Origin of the sequence: Bradyrhizobium sp. SMVTL-02 (genome assembly GCF_051853005.1) — a bacterium.
Classification (GTDB): domain Bacteria; phylum Pseudomonadota; class Alphaproteobacteria; order Rhizobiales; family Xanthobacteraceae; genus Bradyrhizobium.
In genome coordinates this window covers 3,087,752-3,104,919 of sequence record NZ_CP182469.1, presented here as the reverse complement: position 1 = coordinate 3,104,919, position 17,168 = coordinate 3,087,752, and the positions used below count along the sequence as shown (strand labels likewise).

The following is a 17,168-nucleotide window of genomic DNA, read 5'->3' as shown; positions in this document are numbered from 1 at the left end:
GAAACCCGCGTCCTGGGTGTGAGCTTGTGGAAGGATCCGTCGAGCCCGCGCTCCCAGGATGGCAATCGGATCGTCCCGCCAACGATCCGGGATAGCGCGACATTACGAAATACGTGAGGCCGACCCATTTTTGTCGCGAGATGGCCCCACCCGGCATCTACGCTGAGACGTGCACCTTGATCAGTGTCCCACCTGCTCCATCGCTTGCGAGCTCGAACTCATCTGAGGTGTACTGACCAAGGAGCCCGATATTCGCGGTATGGACACCGTCGGTCACGCTCAGCGTCCCGCCCGTTCCGGCATCATTCGCGGTGTACGAGGCCGATGCACCGGAAGCGGACAGGATGTCGTGCAGGTCGATCTGATCGCCAGCATTGAACCCTGACACCAGGCCGGAGAAGTTGATGGCGTGATCGAGCTGCAGCAGGCCATTGCCGACCGCGTCGAACGTGACACCGGTTGACGACGCGCCACCAAGTTCAAGGGTGGCTGAACCGGTAATCAGCGCAGACCCGCCATTGACATCGGCGTGGGCGGTGATGTTGCCCCCATTGGCCCAGAGCAGGCCGGTGTTGGAAACTGCACTGTCGATCACCAGACCGCCCGTCCCGGTCGCCTCCAGGGTGCCGGAGTTGGTAATCGTGTTAGCGCCGGTGTCGATCTCCAGCGCGTTGGTGACGGTTGCGATGATGTTGCCCTCGTTGATCAGCACCATGAACCCGTTGCCGAGATGACCTGCGCCGCTGATGGTGTTGTCCACGTTGGTGAGGGTGACATCCGCGGCTGTGCCCTCGATGAGGTTGCCGTTGCTGTCTGACAGAACAAGGGTGCCGCCACCGTGCAGCGTGATGCCATGTTGGATCAGCTGCAGATCGGTTGTATCTCCGTTCGAGTTGAGCTCGATTGTGCCGGTGTTATGGATATCGCCGGAGAGTGGCAGCATGGCGCCATTTCCGATCGTCATCGCGCCCGAGTTATCGACCTGGGGAGTGACGTCGAATTCGAAGTTCGACCCAGTCAGGTCGCTTGTATGCACGCCTTCCAGCGTAATCGTCTGGCCGTCTGCGAGCATGATCACGGCATTGCCGCTGGCATCCTCGCTTGTGTGGGTCTGGACGTCGTTGAAGCTCTGCCAGCCATAGCTGATCAGGTCTATAACGTCGGAGGAGACGTCGAATGTGTGCACGACGTCGTTGCCGATCGGCTGCGAAAAGACAAAAAGATCTTGTCCGGTCGAGCCGGTGAGCGTGTCGTTGCCGGACCACGCAAAGATAGGCGAGCCCGGAGCATAGGCTTCGACATTGTCAACGCTCGTGGCGTATCCGCTGGTACCGTCAGCGTTCGACCAAGTCTCCGTGATGTTCAGCAACAGAGCGCCAGTGAAGTCGAGCGGCGACGTGATAGAAAGTGATCCAACGTCATACGTCGATACTGTCCAACTCAGGTCGGCATTGAGTGTTCCTTCGCTTAGACTCCAGCCGATTGGAACACCAGCGATGTTTACTGTAACCGGGCTGACACCAGCCGCAGGATCAATCAAGCCCAGATTGATCGGAGAGCCAGCCGCACCGGCAGGCGCCGGAGTATTGTCCGAGAAATTAGTGCTTCCAAGATTCCCGAAACCGACCCCGCTGAGAGTCATAATGTGTTCAATGCTGAAGTCCGCGGTTCCTGCGTCGCCATTCTGCACACTGTTGTTCGGGACATTCATTGTATAGATGCCCGCATCAGCAGTTCCGAGATTGGAGGAATAGACAACGACGGTATAATCCCCTTTTGCGAGATTTTTTATCGCCGAAGCGATAATGCCCTCGATGGCTCCGCCATCAGAATCAACGGTGAGCGAAGCACTCGTGTTGGTAACAATTTCTAATACTTGTCCCGTAGCATTGGTAGAAAGCGAACTGATCGTTTGAAAAGCACCATTTGCAATCTGCGTGCTGTTCAACGTGACCGCCACTTGGTCGTTCGCTACATTAAAGTTTGAAATTGTAGCAAGGGTGTTATCGCCAACGCCCACAGAGGCATGTGAAAATACAACTTTATCCGTAACGGAATCGCTTCCCAGATCGACCGCCCACGTATGTAGTGTCGTCCCTGCACTGATAAAGACGGTGTCGCTGCCTTGGCCCGTGTTGATGGTACTATCTGTCGCGTCTACGGTTATTCTGTCCGCGCCCGTCCCACCCGTAATGGTCTCGGTGTTGCTCACCGTCAGCGTGTTGCCGCCATTGGCCAGCGTCAGGCTGTCGGTGCCGGCCCCAAGGTTGATCGTGCCGGAGGCCTGGGCCGTACCCAGCGTGATGGCGTCGTTGCCGGTGCCCCCGGTGATGGTCTCGGTGTTGCTCACCGTCAGCGTGTTGCCGCCATTGGCCAGCGTCAGGCTGTCGGTGCCGGCTCCAAGGTCAATCGTCCCGGAGGCCTGGGCCGCACCCAGCGTGATGGCGTCGTTGCCGGTGCCCCCGGTGATGGTCTCGGTGTTGCTCACCGTCAGCGTGTTGCCGCCATTGGCCAGCGTCAGACTGTCGGTGCCGGCTCCAAGGTCAATCGTCCCGGAGGCCTGGGCCGCACCTAGCGTGATGGCGTCGCTGCCGGTGCCGCCGGTGATGGTCTCGGTGTTGCTCACCGTCAGCGTGTTGGTGAAGTTACCCAGGTTCAACACGTCAGCGGTGCCGCCGGCAAGGTCAATGGTGCCGCCGGTGAACGCCGCCGTCAGCGTCAAGGTGTCGTTGCTCGAGCTGCCGTTGACCGTATCCACATTCGAGATCGAGAGCGTATTCGAGCCGGCTGCCAGATTCAGCGTGTCGGTGCCGCTGACAAGATCAATCGTACCGGAAGTTTGAGTCGCCCCAAGCGTGATGGTGTCGTCGCCCGTGCCGCCCGTGATCGTCTCGGTGTTCTTCACCGTCAGCGTGTTGGTGCCGTTGGCCAGCGTTAGGCTGTCGGTGCCGGTCCCAAGGTCAATCGTCCCGGAGGCCTGGGCCGCACCCAGCGCGATGGCGTCGTTGCCAGTGCCGCCGGTGATCGTCTCGGTGTTCTTCACCGTCAGCGTGTTGCCGCCATTGGCCAGCGTCAGGCTGTCGGTGCCGGCTCCAAGGTCAATCGTCCCGGAGGCCTGGGCCGCACCCAGCGTGATGGCGTCGCTGCCGGTGCCGCCGGTGATGGTCTCGGTGTTGCTCACCGTCAGCGTGTTGCCGCCATTGGCCAGCGTCAGGCTGTCGGTGCCGGCTCCAAGGTCAATCGTCCCGGAGGCCTGGGCCGCACCCAGCGTGATGGCGTCGTTGCCGGTGCCCCCGGTGATGGTCTCGGTGTTCTTCACCGTCAGCGTGTTGCCGCCATTGGCCAGCGTCAGACTGTCGGTGCCGGCTCCAAGGTCAATCGTCCCGGAGGCCTGGGCCGCACCTAGCGTGATGGCGTCGCTGCCGGTGCCGCCGGTGATGGTCTCGGTGTTGCTCACCGTCAGCGTGTTGGTGAAGTTACCCAGGTTCAACACGTCAGCGGTGCCGCCGGCAAGGTCAATGGTGCCGCCGGTGAACGCCGCCGTCAGCGTCAAGGTGTCGTTGCTCGAGCTGCCGTTGACCGTATCCACATTCGAGATCGAGAGCGTATTCGAGCCGGCTGCCAGATTCAGCGTGTCGGTGCCGCTGACAAGATCAATCGTACCGGAAGTTTGAGTCGCCCCAAGCGTGATGGTGTCGTCGCCCGTGCCGCCCGTGATCGTCTCGGTGTTCTTCACCGTCAGCGTGTTGGTGCCGTTGGCCAGCGTTAGGCTGTCGGTGCCGGTCCCAAGGTCAATCGTCCCGGAGGCCTGGGCCGCACCCAGCGCGATGGCGTCGTTGCCAGTGCCGCCGGTGATCGTCTCGGTGTTCTTCACCGTCAGCGTGTTGCCCCCATTGGCCAGCGTCAGGCTGTCGGTGCCGGTCCCAAGGTCGATCGTCCCTACAAGTGATTCACCTAGCGTGACCGAATCGTTAAAGGCTGTTCCCAGCAGACCTTCGAAGTTTCGATAACTGTCGTTGCCGATTCCGGGTAAAGCTCCAGTCGTCCAGTAAGCACCACCATTTGATCCGCCGTGGAAAGTAAACGTAAGGCCTGCGGAAGCATCGGATAGGTCGAGGACATCATTCCCGGATTCCCCATCGAGTGTGTCATTACCGCCGCCCCCCTTTATCGTATCGTCCCCTTGTCCACCGAAGATCCAATCAGAGGCGGTCCCCCCCGTGAGGGTGTCGTTACCATCGAAGCCGTATATCGCTGTTGCAGTTGAGGTCGCAGCAAAGCTGTCGGAACCGTTGGTGCCCAAGAATAGCCCGACCACATCTACAGTGGCGGTGCCGTCGGTCACCTGCAAAGTACCCGAGACAGCTGGAGATTGAGCGGTAGGGGTCAAGCTGGTGAGCGATCCGCTCACTACGGTCGGATTTGCAAAAGCGCTGGCGAATGGGTTGGTCAGTGCGAGGGTTGCGTTATCCGGATCGGTTGCCGTGAATCCGATGCTGGTCGGAGCGATAGAAAGATTTGACAGCGTCGGCGCGTCGTTGGTGCCGGTGACGGTGATGGTCAGCGTCGAAATGTTGGAGTCGGCGGTGCCGTCGTTGGCCTTGTAGCTGACCACGACGTCCTGGGTGGCGCCGGCCTTGAGATGGTCGTAGGCCGCCACGGTCGGGTCGAAGCTGTAGCTGCCGTCGGCATTGAACGTCAGGCCGGCCGGAGCCGCCGCGGTCAGGCTGTAGGTCAGCGTGGCGCCGTCATCCACGTCGGTGGCGACAACGGAGCCGGTGATGGTCGCACCACCTTCGGTGGCTGCATCCGTCTTGGCCTGCGCAACCGGCGCGTCGTTGGTGCCGGTGACGGTGATGGTCAGCGTCGAAATGTTGGAGTCGGCGGTGCCGTCGTTGGCCTTGTAGCTGACCACGACGTCCTGGGTGGCGCCGGCCTTGAGATGGTCGTAGGCCGCCACGGTCGGGTCGAAGCTGTAGCTGCCGTCGGCATTGAACGTCAGGCCGGCCGGAGCCGCCGCGGTCAGGCTGTAGGTCAGCGTGGCGCCGTCATCCACGTCGGTGGCGACAACGGAGCCGGTGATGGTCGCACCACCTTCGGTGGCTGCATCCGTCTTGGCCTGCGCAACCGGCGCGTCGTTGGTGCCGGTGACGGTGATGGTCAGCGTCGAAATGTTGGAGTCGGCGGTGCCGTCGTTGGCCTTGTAGCTGACCACGACGTCCTGGGTGGCGCCGGCCTTGAGATGGTCGTAGGCCGCCACGGTCGGGTCGAAGCTGTAGCTGCCGTCGGCATTGAACGTCAGGCCGGCCGGAGCCGCCGCGGTCAGGCTGTAGGTCAGCGTGGCGCCGTCATCCACGTCGGTGGCGACAACGGAGCCGGTGATGGTCGCACCACCTTCGGTGGCTGCATCCGTCTTGGCCTGCGCAACCGGCGCGTCGTTGGTGCCGGTGACGGTGATGGTCAGCGTCGAAATGTTGGAGTCGGCGGTGCCGTCGTTGGCCTTGTAGCTGACCACGACGTCCTGGGTGGCGCCGGCCTTGAGATGGTCGTAGGCCGCCACGGTCGGGTCGAAGCTGTAGCTGCCGTCGGCATTGAACGTCAGGCCGGCCGGAGCCGCCGCGGTCAGGCTGTAGGTCAGCGTGGCGCCGTCATCCACGTCGGTGGCGACAACGGAGCCGGTGATGGTCGCACCACCTTCGGTGGCTGCATCCGTCTTGGCCTGCGCAACCGGCGCGTCGTTGGTGCCGGTGACGGTGATGGTCAGCGTCGAAATGTTGGAGTCGGCGGTGCCGTCGTTGGCCTTGTAGCTGACCACGACGTCCTGGGTGGCGCCGGCCTTGAGATGGTCGTAGGCCGCCACGGTCGGGTCGAAGCTGTAGCTGCCGTCGGCATTGAACGTCAGGCCGGCCGGAGCCGCCGCGGTCAGGCTGTAGGTCAGCGTGGCGCCGTCATCCACGTCGGTGGCGACAACGGAGCCGGTGATGGTCGCACCACCTTCGGTGGCTGCATCCGTCTTGGCCTGCGCAACCGGCGCGTCGTTGGTGCCGGTGACGGTGATGGTCAGCGTCGAAATGTTGGAGTCGGCGGTGCCGTCGTTGGCCTTGTAGCTGACCACGACGTCCTGGGTGGCGCCGGCCTTGAGATGGTCGTAGGCCGCCACGGTCGGGTCGAAGCTGTAGCTGCCGTCGGCATTGAACGTCAGGCCGGCCGGAGCCGCCGCGGTCAGGCTGTAGGTCAGCGTGGCGCCGTCATCCACGTCGGTGGCGACAACGGAGCCGGTGATGGTCGCACCACCTTCGGTGGCTGCATCCGTCTTGGCCTGCGCAACCGGCGCGTCGTTGGTGCCGGTGACGGTGATGGTCAGCGTCGAAATGTTGGAGTCGGCGGTGCCGTCGTTGGCCTTGTAGCTGACCACGACGTCCTGGGTGGCGCCGGCCTTGAGATGGTCGTAGGCCGCCACGGTCGGGTCGAAGCTGTAGCTGCCGTCGGCATTGAACGTCAGGCCGGCCGGAGCCGCCGCGGTCAGGCTGTAGGTCAGCGTGGCGCCGTCATCCACGTCGGTGGCGACAACGGAGCCGGTGATGGTCGCACCACCTTCGGTGGCTGCATCCGTCTTGGCCTGCGCAACCGGCGCGTCGTTGGTGCCGGTGACGGTGATGGTCAGCGTCGAAATGTTGGAGTCGGCGGTGCCGTCGTTGGCCTTGTAGCTGACCACGACGTCCTGGGTGGCGCCGGCCTTGAGATGGTCGTAGGCCGCCACGGTCGGGTCGAAGCTGTAGCTGCCGTCGGCATTGAACGTCAGGCCGGCCGGAGCCGCCGCGGTCAGGCTGTAGGTCAGCGTGGCGCCGTCATCCACGTCGGTGGCGACAACGGAGCCGGTGATGGTCGCACCACCTTCGGTGGCTGCATCCGTCTTGGCCTGCGCAACCGGCGCGTCGTTGGTGCCGGTGACGGTGATGGTCAGCGTCGAAATGTTGGAGTCGGCGGTGCCGTCGTTGGCCTTGTAGCTGACCACGACGTCCTGGGTGGCGCCGGCCTTGAGATGGTCGTAGGCCGCCACGGTCGGGTCGAAGCTGTAGCTGCCGTCGGCATTGAACGTCAGGCCGGCCGGAGCCGCCGCGGTCAGGCTGTAGGTCAGCGTGGCGCCGTCATCCACGTCGGTGGCGACAACGGAGCCGGTGATGGTCGCACCACCTTCGGTGGCTGCATCCGTCTTGGCCTGCGCAACCGGCGCGTCGTTGGTGCCGGTGACGGTGATGGTCAGCGTCGAAATGTTGGAGTCGGCGGTGCCGTCGTTGGCCTTGTAGCTGACCACGACGTCCTGGGTGGCGCCGGCCTTGAGATGGTCGTAGGCCGCCACGGTCGGGTCGAAGCTGTAGCTGCCGTCGGCATTGAACGTCAGGCCGGCCGGAGCCGCCGCGGTCAGGCTGTAGGTCAGCGTGGCGCCGTCATCCACGTCGGTGGCGACAACGGAGCCGGTGATGGTCGCACCACCTTCGGTGGCTGCATCCGTCTTGGCCTGCGCAACCGGCGCGTCGTTGGTGCCGGTGACGGTGATGGTCAGCGTCGAAATGTTGGAGTCGGCGGTGCCGTCGTTGGCCTTGTAGCTGACCACGACGTCCTGGGTGGCGCCGGCCTTGAGATGGTCGTAGGCCGCCACGGTCGGGTCGAAGCTGTAGCTGCCGTCGGCATTGAACGTCAGGCCGGCCGGAGCCGCCGCGGTCAGGCTGTAGGTCAGCGTGGCGCCGTCATCCACGTCGGTGGCGACAACGGAGCCGGTGATGGTCGCACCACCTTCGGTGGCTGCATCCGTCTTGGCCTGCGCAACCGGCGCGTCGTTGGTGCCGGTGACGGTGATGGTCAGCGTCGAAATGTTGGAGTCGGCGGTGCCGTCGTTGGCCTTGTAGCTGACCACGACGTCCTGGGTGGCGCCGGCCTTGAGATGGTCGTAGGCCGCCACGGTCGGGTCGAAGCTGTAGCTGCCGTCGGCATTGAAGACCACGACGTCCTGGGTGGCGCCGGCCTTGAGATGGTCGTAGGCCGCCACGGTCGGGTCGAAGCTGTAGCTGCCGTCGGCATTGAACGTCAGGCCGGCCGGAGCCGCCGCGGTCAGGCTGTAGGTCAGCGTGGCGCCGTCATCCACGTCGGTGGCGACAACGGAGCCGGTGATGGTCGCACCACCTTCGGTGGCTGCATCCGTCTTGGCCTGCGCAACCGGCGCGTCGTTGGTGCCGGTGACGGTGATGGTCAGCGTCGAAATGTTGGAGTCGGCGGTGCCGTCGTTGGCCTTGTAGCTGACCACGACGTCCTGGGTGGCGCCGGCCTTGAGATGGTCGTAGGCCGCCACGGTCGGGTCGAAGCTGTAGCTGCCGTCGGCATTGAACGTCAGGCCGGCCGGAGCCGCCGCGGTCAGGCTGTAGGTCAGCGTGGCGCCGTCATCCACGTCGGTGGCGACAACGGAGCCGGTGATGGTCGCACCACCTTCGGTGGCTGCATCCGTCTTGGCCTGCGCAACCGGCGCGTCGTTGGTGCCGGTGACGGTGATGGTCAGCGTCGAAATGTTGGAGTCGGCGGTGCCGTCGTTGGCCTTGTAGCTGACCACGACGTCCTGGGTGGCGCCGGCCTTGAGATGGTCGTAGGCCGCCACGGTCGGGTCGAAGCTGTAGCTGCCGTCGGCATTGAACGTCAGGCCGGCCGGAGCCGCCGCGGTCAGGCTGTAGGTCAGCGTGGCGCCGTCATCCACGTCGGTGGCGACAACGGAGCCGGTGATGGTCGCACCACCTTCGGTGGCTGCATCCGTCTTGGCCTGCGCAACCGGCGCGTCGTTGGTGCCGGTGACGGTGATGGTCAGCGTCGAAATGTTGGAGTCGGCGGTGCCGTCGTTGGCCTTGTAGCTGACCACGACGTCCTGGGTGGCGCCGGCCTTGAGATGGTCGTAGGCCGCCACGGTCGGGTCGAAGCTGTAGCTGCCGTCGGCATTGAACGTCAGGCCGGCCGGAGCCGCCGCGGTCAGGCTGTAGGTCAGCGTGGCGCCGTCATCCACGTCGGTGGCGACAACGGAGCCGGTGATGGTCGCACCACCTTCGGTGGCTGCATCCGTCTTGGCCTGCGCAACCGGCGCGTCGTTGGTGCCGGTGACGGTGATGGTCAGCGTCGAAATGTTGGAGTCGGCGGTGCCGTCGTTGGCCTTGTAGCTGACCACGACGTCCTGGGTGGCGCCGGCCTTGAGATGGTCGTAGGCCGCCACGGTCGGGTCGAAGCTGTAGCTGCCGTCGGCATTGAACGTCAGGCCGGCCGGAGCCGCCGCGGTCAGGCTGTAGGTCAGCGTGGCGCCGTCATCCACGTCGGTGGCGACAACGGAGCCGGTGATGGTCGCACCACCTTCGGTGGCTGCATCCGTCTTGGCCTGCGCAACCGGCGCGTCGTTGGTGCCGGTGACGGTGATGGTCAGCGTCGAAATGTTGGAGTCGGCGGTGCCGTCGTTGGCCTTGTAGCTGACCACGACGTCCTGGGTGGCGCCGGCCTTGAGATGGTCGTAGGCCGCCACGGTCGGGTCGAAGCTGTAGCCGCCGTCGGCATTGAACGTCAGGCCGGCCGGAGCCGCCGCGGTCAGGCTGTAGGTCAGCGTGGCGCCGTCATCCACGTCGGTGGCGACAACGGAGCCGGTGATGGTCGCACCACCTTCGGTGGCTGCATCCGTCTTGGCCTGCGCAACCGGCGCGTCGTTGGTGCCGGTGATCGTCACGGTGATCTGCTGCGCGGTGCCGTCGATCGTGTGAACCGTGAAGGTGTCGGTCAGGTGCTGGCCCGCGTTAAGGGCCTGGACGGCAGCGTTTGTATTATCGAGCGTGTAGGTCCACACCCCGCCCGCCGACATCTGGAAGGTACCGTAATGATTGTCCGTGGCAGCGCCGGCGGCGACCGCCTGGAAGGTGTTGGCGAAATTGTCCACATCAGTGTCGGTCAGGGTGCCAGTCGCGATCGGAGTTCCCGCGATGGCGCTGTTCACGCCACCAGCCTCGACAACCGAGCCTGTCGTGGTGCCGCTGATCACCGCCGCGTCGTTAGTGCCATTGATCGTCACGGTGATCTGCTGCGCGGTGCCGTCGATCGTGTGAACCGTGAAGGTGTCGGTCAGGTGCTGGCCCGCGTTAAGGGCCTGGACGGCAGCGCTTGTATTATCGAGCGTGTAGGTCCACACCCCGCCCGCCGACATCTGGAAGGTACCGTAATGATTGTCCGTGGCAGCGCCGGCGGCGACCGCCTGGAAGGTGTTGGCGGCATTGTCCACATCAGTGTCGGTCAGGGTGCCAGTCGCGATCGGAGTCCCCGCGATGGCGTTGTTCACGCCGCCAGCCTCGACAACCGAGCCGGTGGTGATGCCGCTGATCACCGCCGCGTCGTTAATCCCCGCGAATTGTACGGTCGCGGTCGTCCAGCTTAGAGTGCCATTGCCGAGCCGGATAGCATAAGTAAATGAGTCGGTGAGAATTTGCCCTGCTTGCCGCGCCTGCAGTGAGGCTTTGAATGAATCGGACAGGGTAAGAGTGTCGTATCCCACCTGGCCATCGGATGTGATCCAGATGTGGGCGCCATTCAAACTGTAGTCGCTGCTCGTGGCCTCTGCACGAGCAGTATCCTGTGTCAAAAGGTCAGTCGGGCTAGAGCCACCGGTGCTAATGCCGTTGTCGATTGACCAGAGTGTTTTGGCGTTGCCACCAAGGTCGTTCGCCATGACATTCAGATACACGATCGCGACACTGTCTTCCGTCAGCCCGGTTTGGGCAGTCGTAAATAGATCGCTCTGCGCCTGCGGCGTATTGCTGAACGAGGTTGTGCTGCCGCCGCCTGTGCCTGTGGTCTGAATAGCCATATTGCTGTCCTCGAACTCAAAAACTCTGCGTGCCAGATCGACTCGACTGGAGGTCGTCTAGCGTTTCTGTTGAATAGAGATTTTTTTCGGGCTTTTGCCTGTCGGGATCGCGCAAAGCGGCGCCAACAGGTTGAGAGATGACGAGCCGGCGACATCGCCACGCTCTGCTTCAAGATGGAACCAGTTGCTATGTGGGTTTGTCGGCGTACTGCTCGATAACCCGTGCGGACCAAAGCTAACGCGACCCAACGCTCAAACTCCCTTGCGTCAGCGACGCGAGGAGAGGCGCAACAGCTCGGATAAGTTCAGTTCACACCAGATGTCGCCGCGCCCGGTTGAAGTCGGTTTGGGCGCTTGCAGCCAGGAGCAGTTCACCGCCTCCTAAAACCTGCTCGATGGCAATCAACGAATGCGAAATGAGTCCGCTCTGTCTTCCCCTGCCCGCTTCGTGTTCGACCCCACAAACCGTGGACACGTCGCAAATGACCTGTTGTTAAAATTTCGGCGCTTAAAGACCTTCTTGGTGGGATCGCTTTCCGCCCGTGCCGATAGCCGATGACACGTGATGCCGGCACGCGCAGTTAACGATCCCTTAACTAGCTTGCGAGCAATCTGCCGCAAATTTGCGCGCTCGTCCAGACGGTAGGCAGCTACTTTTGTTTAATCATTAACTGGCTTTTTAATGTGGCTTGCCTCGGAGGGCATTTCTCAAAGGACCATCGGCTTAAAACGCCTTCAGCCCCGGGTTTCTACGGAGTTCCAGTGATCGCTGTCCGCCACCGAGAAGGGACGGGAAACCCACCCCGACGCCTTTTGTACGGCTTGGCATTCGGACTGCCGCGAGCGCTCCGCGGTCGCGGATGGCTGAAGCGTAGCAGATCAGACAAGAAAGCTTTCGGCCACCATCGATCCGCCCGCCTCAAGGCGCGAATGCAAACAGGTTGCCACGCGCCCGCTCGCCCCACCTTGTGTCGGCCAGCTAGAAGCCGTCGCTATGCCGATGAATCCGGTTCCGCGTCCGCTCTACGGAGGGTGACGGCACCCTCGTCAGAGGCAGCGCAACTCCGCAGATGGCCAGCAGCGGATGTCAACGTGAAGCTGAAACGAAAGCGACCGCCAGCTGAGGCGGCATAATCAGTGAACGTTGATTTCCTCCAGAGAAAGCCGCTGCTCTGCAGCGCGCTGCTCTCGGTCCTTCTTTCGAAACTCGCGCTCTCGCTGCTCGAAATAAATTAGTTCGTTTCGAGCCGCTTCTAGAATGCGACGACGTGGGCACGGAATGAGAACGCTAAGCTCCGCGCCCAGGGTCAAATTGAGAAAAGCTCAACCCGAGCAGTTCGCGTTTGCTGAACTCTGCGAACCAGACCTCAACGGGGCGGACGTCTTCTCCGGCGGACCTTGACGAACCGAAAGGTTGGTCATTGCAGGTGGAAGAGGTCTTTCAAGAAAGCCTTCACGTCGTCGTGGGATTTGTTCGCCGCTGCTTCCTGATAGTAGCCGCCCGTGAAGCCCTTTTCGTAACAGGAATCGCTCGGCGTAAATGGCTGCCTAGTCTCCTCGTTGAGAATCGCGCCGCTCTCGCCTTCCGCAAGGCGACACCGCCTTGTCGTGGGCCCTTGCTCAGATTTGACTGCGGTTCGGTACATCGGGGCGTCGAACTGATGAAATGCCTCAGGGTATTCGATGAGGCGCACGCTCTTGCCTGCTTTCGAAAGCCGCTCCGCGTAGTCGCGGCACGGCGCGATGGGAGTCAGATCGTCGGCTGCTCCGTGCAGCATGAATATCGGCTTGTTCACGTCCTCGTCGTCGCGAAAGCGCGTATTGCAGATGGCGTACGCGGAAATGTGCCCGACGAATTGCAGGTCCGGATTCCCGTACATTTTCTGGAACCGTGCCATGGCGGAATAGAGAGCGGCGGCTGCGCCCTGCGAGAAGCCCATTACCGCAATGCGCGATGGATCGACCCTTGGGTCCTTGGCGACAACTTCGAGCGCGCGATAGGCGTCCACAATTCTCGTCGGAAAGGATATCTTGCCTGGATCGGCTGGATAGTTGACCAGCCCGCGACCGGCATAGCTATCGACCGCAAATGTCGCGATGCCAATTTCATTCAAGACTCGCGGCCATTCCTCGTAAGGCGCGCCCTCCGTGATAGGGCCGCTCGCGGAATGAAGCAGAATGACGACAGGCTGTTTCGCCGGACCCGACTTGGAAAAACGCAATTGACCTGCGAGCGCGACAGGCGCGCCTTTCTTCCCCATCAGAAAATCTGCGGCCGAGACGGTCTCGGATGGGATCGAATAAAACGCCTGCCGCGAGATTTGGGCTTCAGCTATTTCGCAACCAAATGACAACAACGCTGCTCCGGCGAGCGCGAGAAGCCGATTCATGACTACCTCAAATATTCTGAACCAAAGAATGCCTGAGGATAGCACTAAGAGTGGGCAGCAAAACAATCCCCTGAGGCGAAGATTTGTGCATTTTTAAGCTTGAACTGGAGATCGGATCTGCTGCATCGCGCTAATGCGCGTAGCCCTGATGCTACGCGTCAAAGGCTGCCCTCGCAGCGCTATTCCGCTTATGCCGACGCGCGCCCCTACGAAGTCACAATCTTCGCCTTCGGGCCCGAAAGAGACGTGCAATTTAATCGCTCGTCGCAGCGCGATAGAAGGCTTCCACCTTCGCTAGGTCTTTTGAGTGAGTGCCTTCTTGGTCGGTTCTTGTTTTTGAATCAACGCCGGCAGGCCGCACCGACCGAATAGCTTCTTTGACATTATCTGGTCCGAGGCCCCCAGCAAGTATTACTGGGGTACGAACACTCTCCACTATCTTTCGACTGATGCTCCAATCATGCGTCATGCCCTGAGCACCGATTTGCAAGTCACCTATGCGATGACTGTCAAGCAAGATCCAGTCGACAATTCGATCGTATGCTTGCGCCATACTTAGCGCCTCGGGTCCCGTAACTGGTACGCTGCGCATGAATTTGGCCCTTGGCAGAGACTTTCGAAGTGCGAGCACGAGATCAGGCGTAAGCAATTCGTTCGATGCGCCAAGATGGACTATGGGCGGATCAAGCTGCCGTGCCATCCGTTCGATAACGGCGACATCGGCCGAGAGAAACAGCGCGGAAAGCACGGAGGGCGCGCGGATCATCTTCATAACGGCTAACGCCTTTTGAACCGGAAGCTCGCGAGGGAAGGCACCGTCGCCTACGAGCACGCCTATATGATCCACGCCGATCGCCGATATTGCCTCGGCTTGCGCAGGTGTCGCAACTTCGTAAATTTGCGTCAGCATTGTCTTACACCACCGCTGCCAGCCAACCATTCCAATAATCCGGATGGCCTGGTGTTTGGTCAATGGACGGTTTGGGTCAAAATGCGAAGCACTCAGGTCGAGCAAATCTGGTCCGCTCTGGCGCGACGAGCGGCGGATGGGACACTTAAGCAAACGTTCATAGGCGTATCGCGCCAGGAAATAGTCCGCTCAAATATAGCGGCCAAGGAAATAACGACCAGTCGCCCCGGTGATCTCCGATTTCGGCTGCGTCGAGAGCGCGAGTGGACTTGCAACGACGACTTCCGTCAGGCGTTTAGATGCCTGGATCGTCAGCGCAGCCACCGCAACACCTGCGATCACATCCACAAAGTAATGCCCCCCGACCAGCGGAGTCGAGACGAGCATCCCAACATTCAGTATCAGCAAGGCAGGACGCAGCCACCAGATGGTCCATAAGCTCCAGATGCTGAGAAGCGCCATGGCAGCGTGAAAGCTGGGAAAGGTGAGGATGCCGCCGAGCTTCGCGAGGTTAAGAGCTCGCAACGTGCCATCGCGCAGCATCGGTATGTCGCGCGCCTGTCCTCCATATCCATTCGCCACAAATAGTTCGGTCTCGGGGGGCAGTCCGAACTCGAAATAGGTGCCGATCGCCGGAAGCAAGGAGGAGACGACAATCACGACGCACAACGCCAATGTAGACGCCGTCACGAACTGCTGCAGGCGGATAAATTGCCGCGTCAATCCCAGTACGACCGGCACGCCAACGGCCGGCACGAGGATCATTGCGTAAAAGAGCTTGGCGTAGATCAGCAATTCCGGACGCGCTGTCGCAAAGTGGAAATATGCAGGCCAATCCAGGCCGAGCAATCGGTCAAGCTCGGCGAACCTCGCGTCCTGCAGCGGCATCGCGCTCCCTAAGCCGATATACGACAGCGGCGCCGCGGAGATCACGAAACATCCCATTTGCGAAAACGCGATCATGGCGGACGCCGGCCGCTCGCCCCAGCGCCATTGCATGAGCCACACCCCCGCAATCGCCAGTGCCGGCGCTGTGAGGACTTCCCTGCTCATCAAACCTTCCAGCGTGAAGGTCGTTACGGCAAGCCCGGTGCAAAGTGCCAGCGCACCTCCGGCCACCAGACACCAGTTGACCAGCTGCAGCCTGTTTGCAATCCTTCGTTCCTGGTGACTGACCGAACGCCGCTCCTCGTTGGCAGCACAGTTTGCTCTCTCAAACAGCGAAGCACTGAACATTTCAATTCCCAATCCACTGCACGTGCAATTTCCGGCAGCACTCCCGGAAGTTTATCGCCTCCACAATCCGGTTGCAATCTCAGAGCTGGCGCAATCATCATTATTGGTGAAAAGTTGGTTTCCGAATATTACTGATGCCGTTCCTGAGAGTGGAACCACGTGCGCTCACGCGCCGGAAGAGGCGGTCGCGGCGCAGGGGCAGGCTGAGTTGCGAGAAGGTTGTGTGTGAAAACGCCAGGACGCTTGACTGCGATAGAAGAAGTTATTCGCTCAAGACCGTCTTAGCCTCGAAAGCGCATTCAACTTAGAGAACGAACTGAAGAAATGCGATAGCCGACATCAGGGTCGGATCAGCGTGGTCCGGCTATCCGCTGGGGACATCGAGCCGCCGTGCCACGACGCCGGGTAATGCTTCGGGGAAAGGAGCTATGCAGGATTTTGGGTGACGAGGCGATCAGGCGGCGTGGTTTGCCGGCATGTGGATGACCTCGATGCCGTCGTTGAATCTGACACCTGCGATGAGCTTCGGCAACTGATTTGTGCCTTTGAGCCGCCGCCACTTTTTTGATGCGGCGATAACCAGCTTGAACACCATCAGCCTGGCGGTCGTTGAGGACAGCGATCCTTTCGTTCGCACGGTTCTGTGTCGCACGGTCGCGAACACGCTTTCGATGGGGTTGGTCGTGCGCAAGTGATCCCAATGCTCGGCAGGAAAGTCGTAGAAGGCCAGCAGCGCGTCGCGGTCCTTTGCGAGGCATTCGACCGCCCGGCCGTACTTGGTGCGGTATTTCTCGGCGAAGACGTCGATCGCCACTTCGGCGGCCGCCCGGTTTGGCGCCCAATAGACTTCGCGCAGGTCCTTCTTCATGTTGGCCTGCACCGAGAGCGGGACCTTGTCCAGGACGTTGACGGTCTTGTGCACCCAGCAGCGCTGGTGCCGCGTGCCGGGAAACACCTCGTCAAGCGCCTTCCAGAAGCCGAGCGCGCCGTCACCAACGGCAATTTCCGGGGCGATTTGCAACCCGCGTTGCTTCACGTCGATCAGGAGCTCACGCCAGCTCTGCGCGCTCTCCCGGACACCGACCTGAAAGCCGATCAACTCCTTCTTGCCTTCCGGCGTCGCGCCGATCAGCACCAGCATGCACTCGCCGTGGTCTTCCATGCGTGCCTGCAGGAAGACGCCATCGGCCCACACATACACGTACCGCCGCGCCGAGAGATCGCGCTTCTGCCAACGCTCATACTCGCCCTGCCATTCGGCCGTCAGCCGGGAAATCACCGCCGGCGACAGGTTCGGCGCGTCCTTACCCAGCAGGGCCGTCAGCGCCTCCTGGAAATCGCCCGTCGAGATGCCACGCAGGTACAACACCGGCAACAGCGCATCCAGGCTCCTGGTCCGCCGCGCCCATAGTGGCAGAATCGCCGAGCTGAAGCGGATCCGCTCGCCATCGCCGGCTGCACCGCGGTCCCGGATCTTCGCCCGTGCGACCTCGACCGGTCCGATGCCGGTCGCAATCGTTCGAGCCGGGCCGTAACCATGCCGCACGACACGGGCGCGCCCGTCGGCAAGCTTCAAATCTTTCACCGTGGCAAGAAACGTCTCGACTTCGATCTCCACGGCCTGCGCCAGAAGCTGCCGAGCACCAGCTCGCAAAATATTGGTCAGTGGATCGTCGATCTCGTCGGGCTGACGAAGGGCAACAATATTGCTAGTCTCGTTCATGGCGTATCGCTCTCCTTGAGAGGTTCTGGCAGGCTC

5 protein-coding genes and 1 pseudogene are annotated in these 17,168 nt (G+C 61.8%); all 6 read right to left on the bottom strand.

Annotated features, from left to right (window positions below; genetic code table 11):
* Window positions 1–157: 157 nt before the first annotated feature.
* The 6 genes and pseudogenes from ACNJYB_RS14390 to ACNJYB_RS14365 all read right to left on the bottom strand — a co-directional run bounded on the left by ACNJYB_RS14390 (window position 158) and on the right by ACNJYB_RS14365 (window position 17,132).
* Entirely contained in the window at window positions 158–10,393 is a 10,236-nt protein-coding gene (locus tag ACNJYB_RS14390) for a beta strand repeat-containing protein (RefSeq protein WP_439375552.1), read from the bottom strand.
* A 24-nt stretch (window positions 10,394–10,417) separates the two neighbouring features.
* Window positions 10,418–10,735, bottom strand: a pseudogene (locus tag ACNJYB_RS14385) (VCBS domain-containing protein); the annotation flags it as partial.
* 1,556 nt (window positions 10,736–12,291) lie between these two features.
* Window positions 12,292–13,263 (bottom strand): dienelactone hydrolase family protein, encoded by a 972-nt coding sequence (locus ACNJYB_RS14380; protein WP_439374557.1) that lies wholly within the window; start codon window positions 13,261–13,263, stop codon window positions 12,292–12,294.
* 253 nt (window positions 13,264–13,516) lie between these two features.
* The gene (locus ACNJYB_RS14375) at window positions 13,517–14,278 is read right to left on the bottom strand and encodes a phosphoribosylanthranilate isomerase (protein WP_439374556.1); all 762 of its coding nucleotides are present in this window, start codon (window positions 14,276–14,278) and stop codon (window positions 13,517–13,519) included.
* A gap of 84 nt (window positions 14,279–14,362) precedes the next feature.
* Window positions 14,363–15,409 carry a phosphatase PAP2 family protein gene (locus tag ACNJYB_RS14370; protein WP_439374555.1) on the bottom strand — a complete coding sequence of 349 codons (1,047 nt, stop codon included), beginning with the start codon at window positions 15,407–15,409 and terminating at the stop codon, window positions 14,363–14,365.
* Between the two features lie 454 nt (window positions 15,410–15,863).
* Window positions 15,864–17,132 (bottom strand): IS256 family transposase, encoded by a 1,269-nt coding sequence (locus ACNJYB_RS14365; RefSeq protein ID WP_439370872.1) that lies wholly within the window; start codon window positions 17,130–17,132, stop codon window positions 15,864–15,866.
* Between the last annotated feature and the right edge of the window lie 36 nt (window positions 17,133–17,168).

Bases quoted from the DNA above. Each gene is read 5' to 3' on its own strand.
- ACNJYB_RS14380 (WP_439374557.1), bottom strand. From the start codon at position 13,263: ATGAATCGGCTTCTCGCGCTCGCCGGAGCAGCGTTGTTGTCATTTGGT.
- ACNJYB_RS14370 (WP_439374555.1), bottom strand. From the start codon at position 15,409: ATGTTCAGTGCTTCGCTGTTTGAGAGAGCAAACTGTGCTGCCAACGAG.
- ACNJYB_RS14365 (WP_439370872.1), bottom strand. From the start codon at position 17,132: ATGAACGAGACTAGCAATATTGTTGCCCTTCGTCAGCCCGACGAGATC.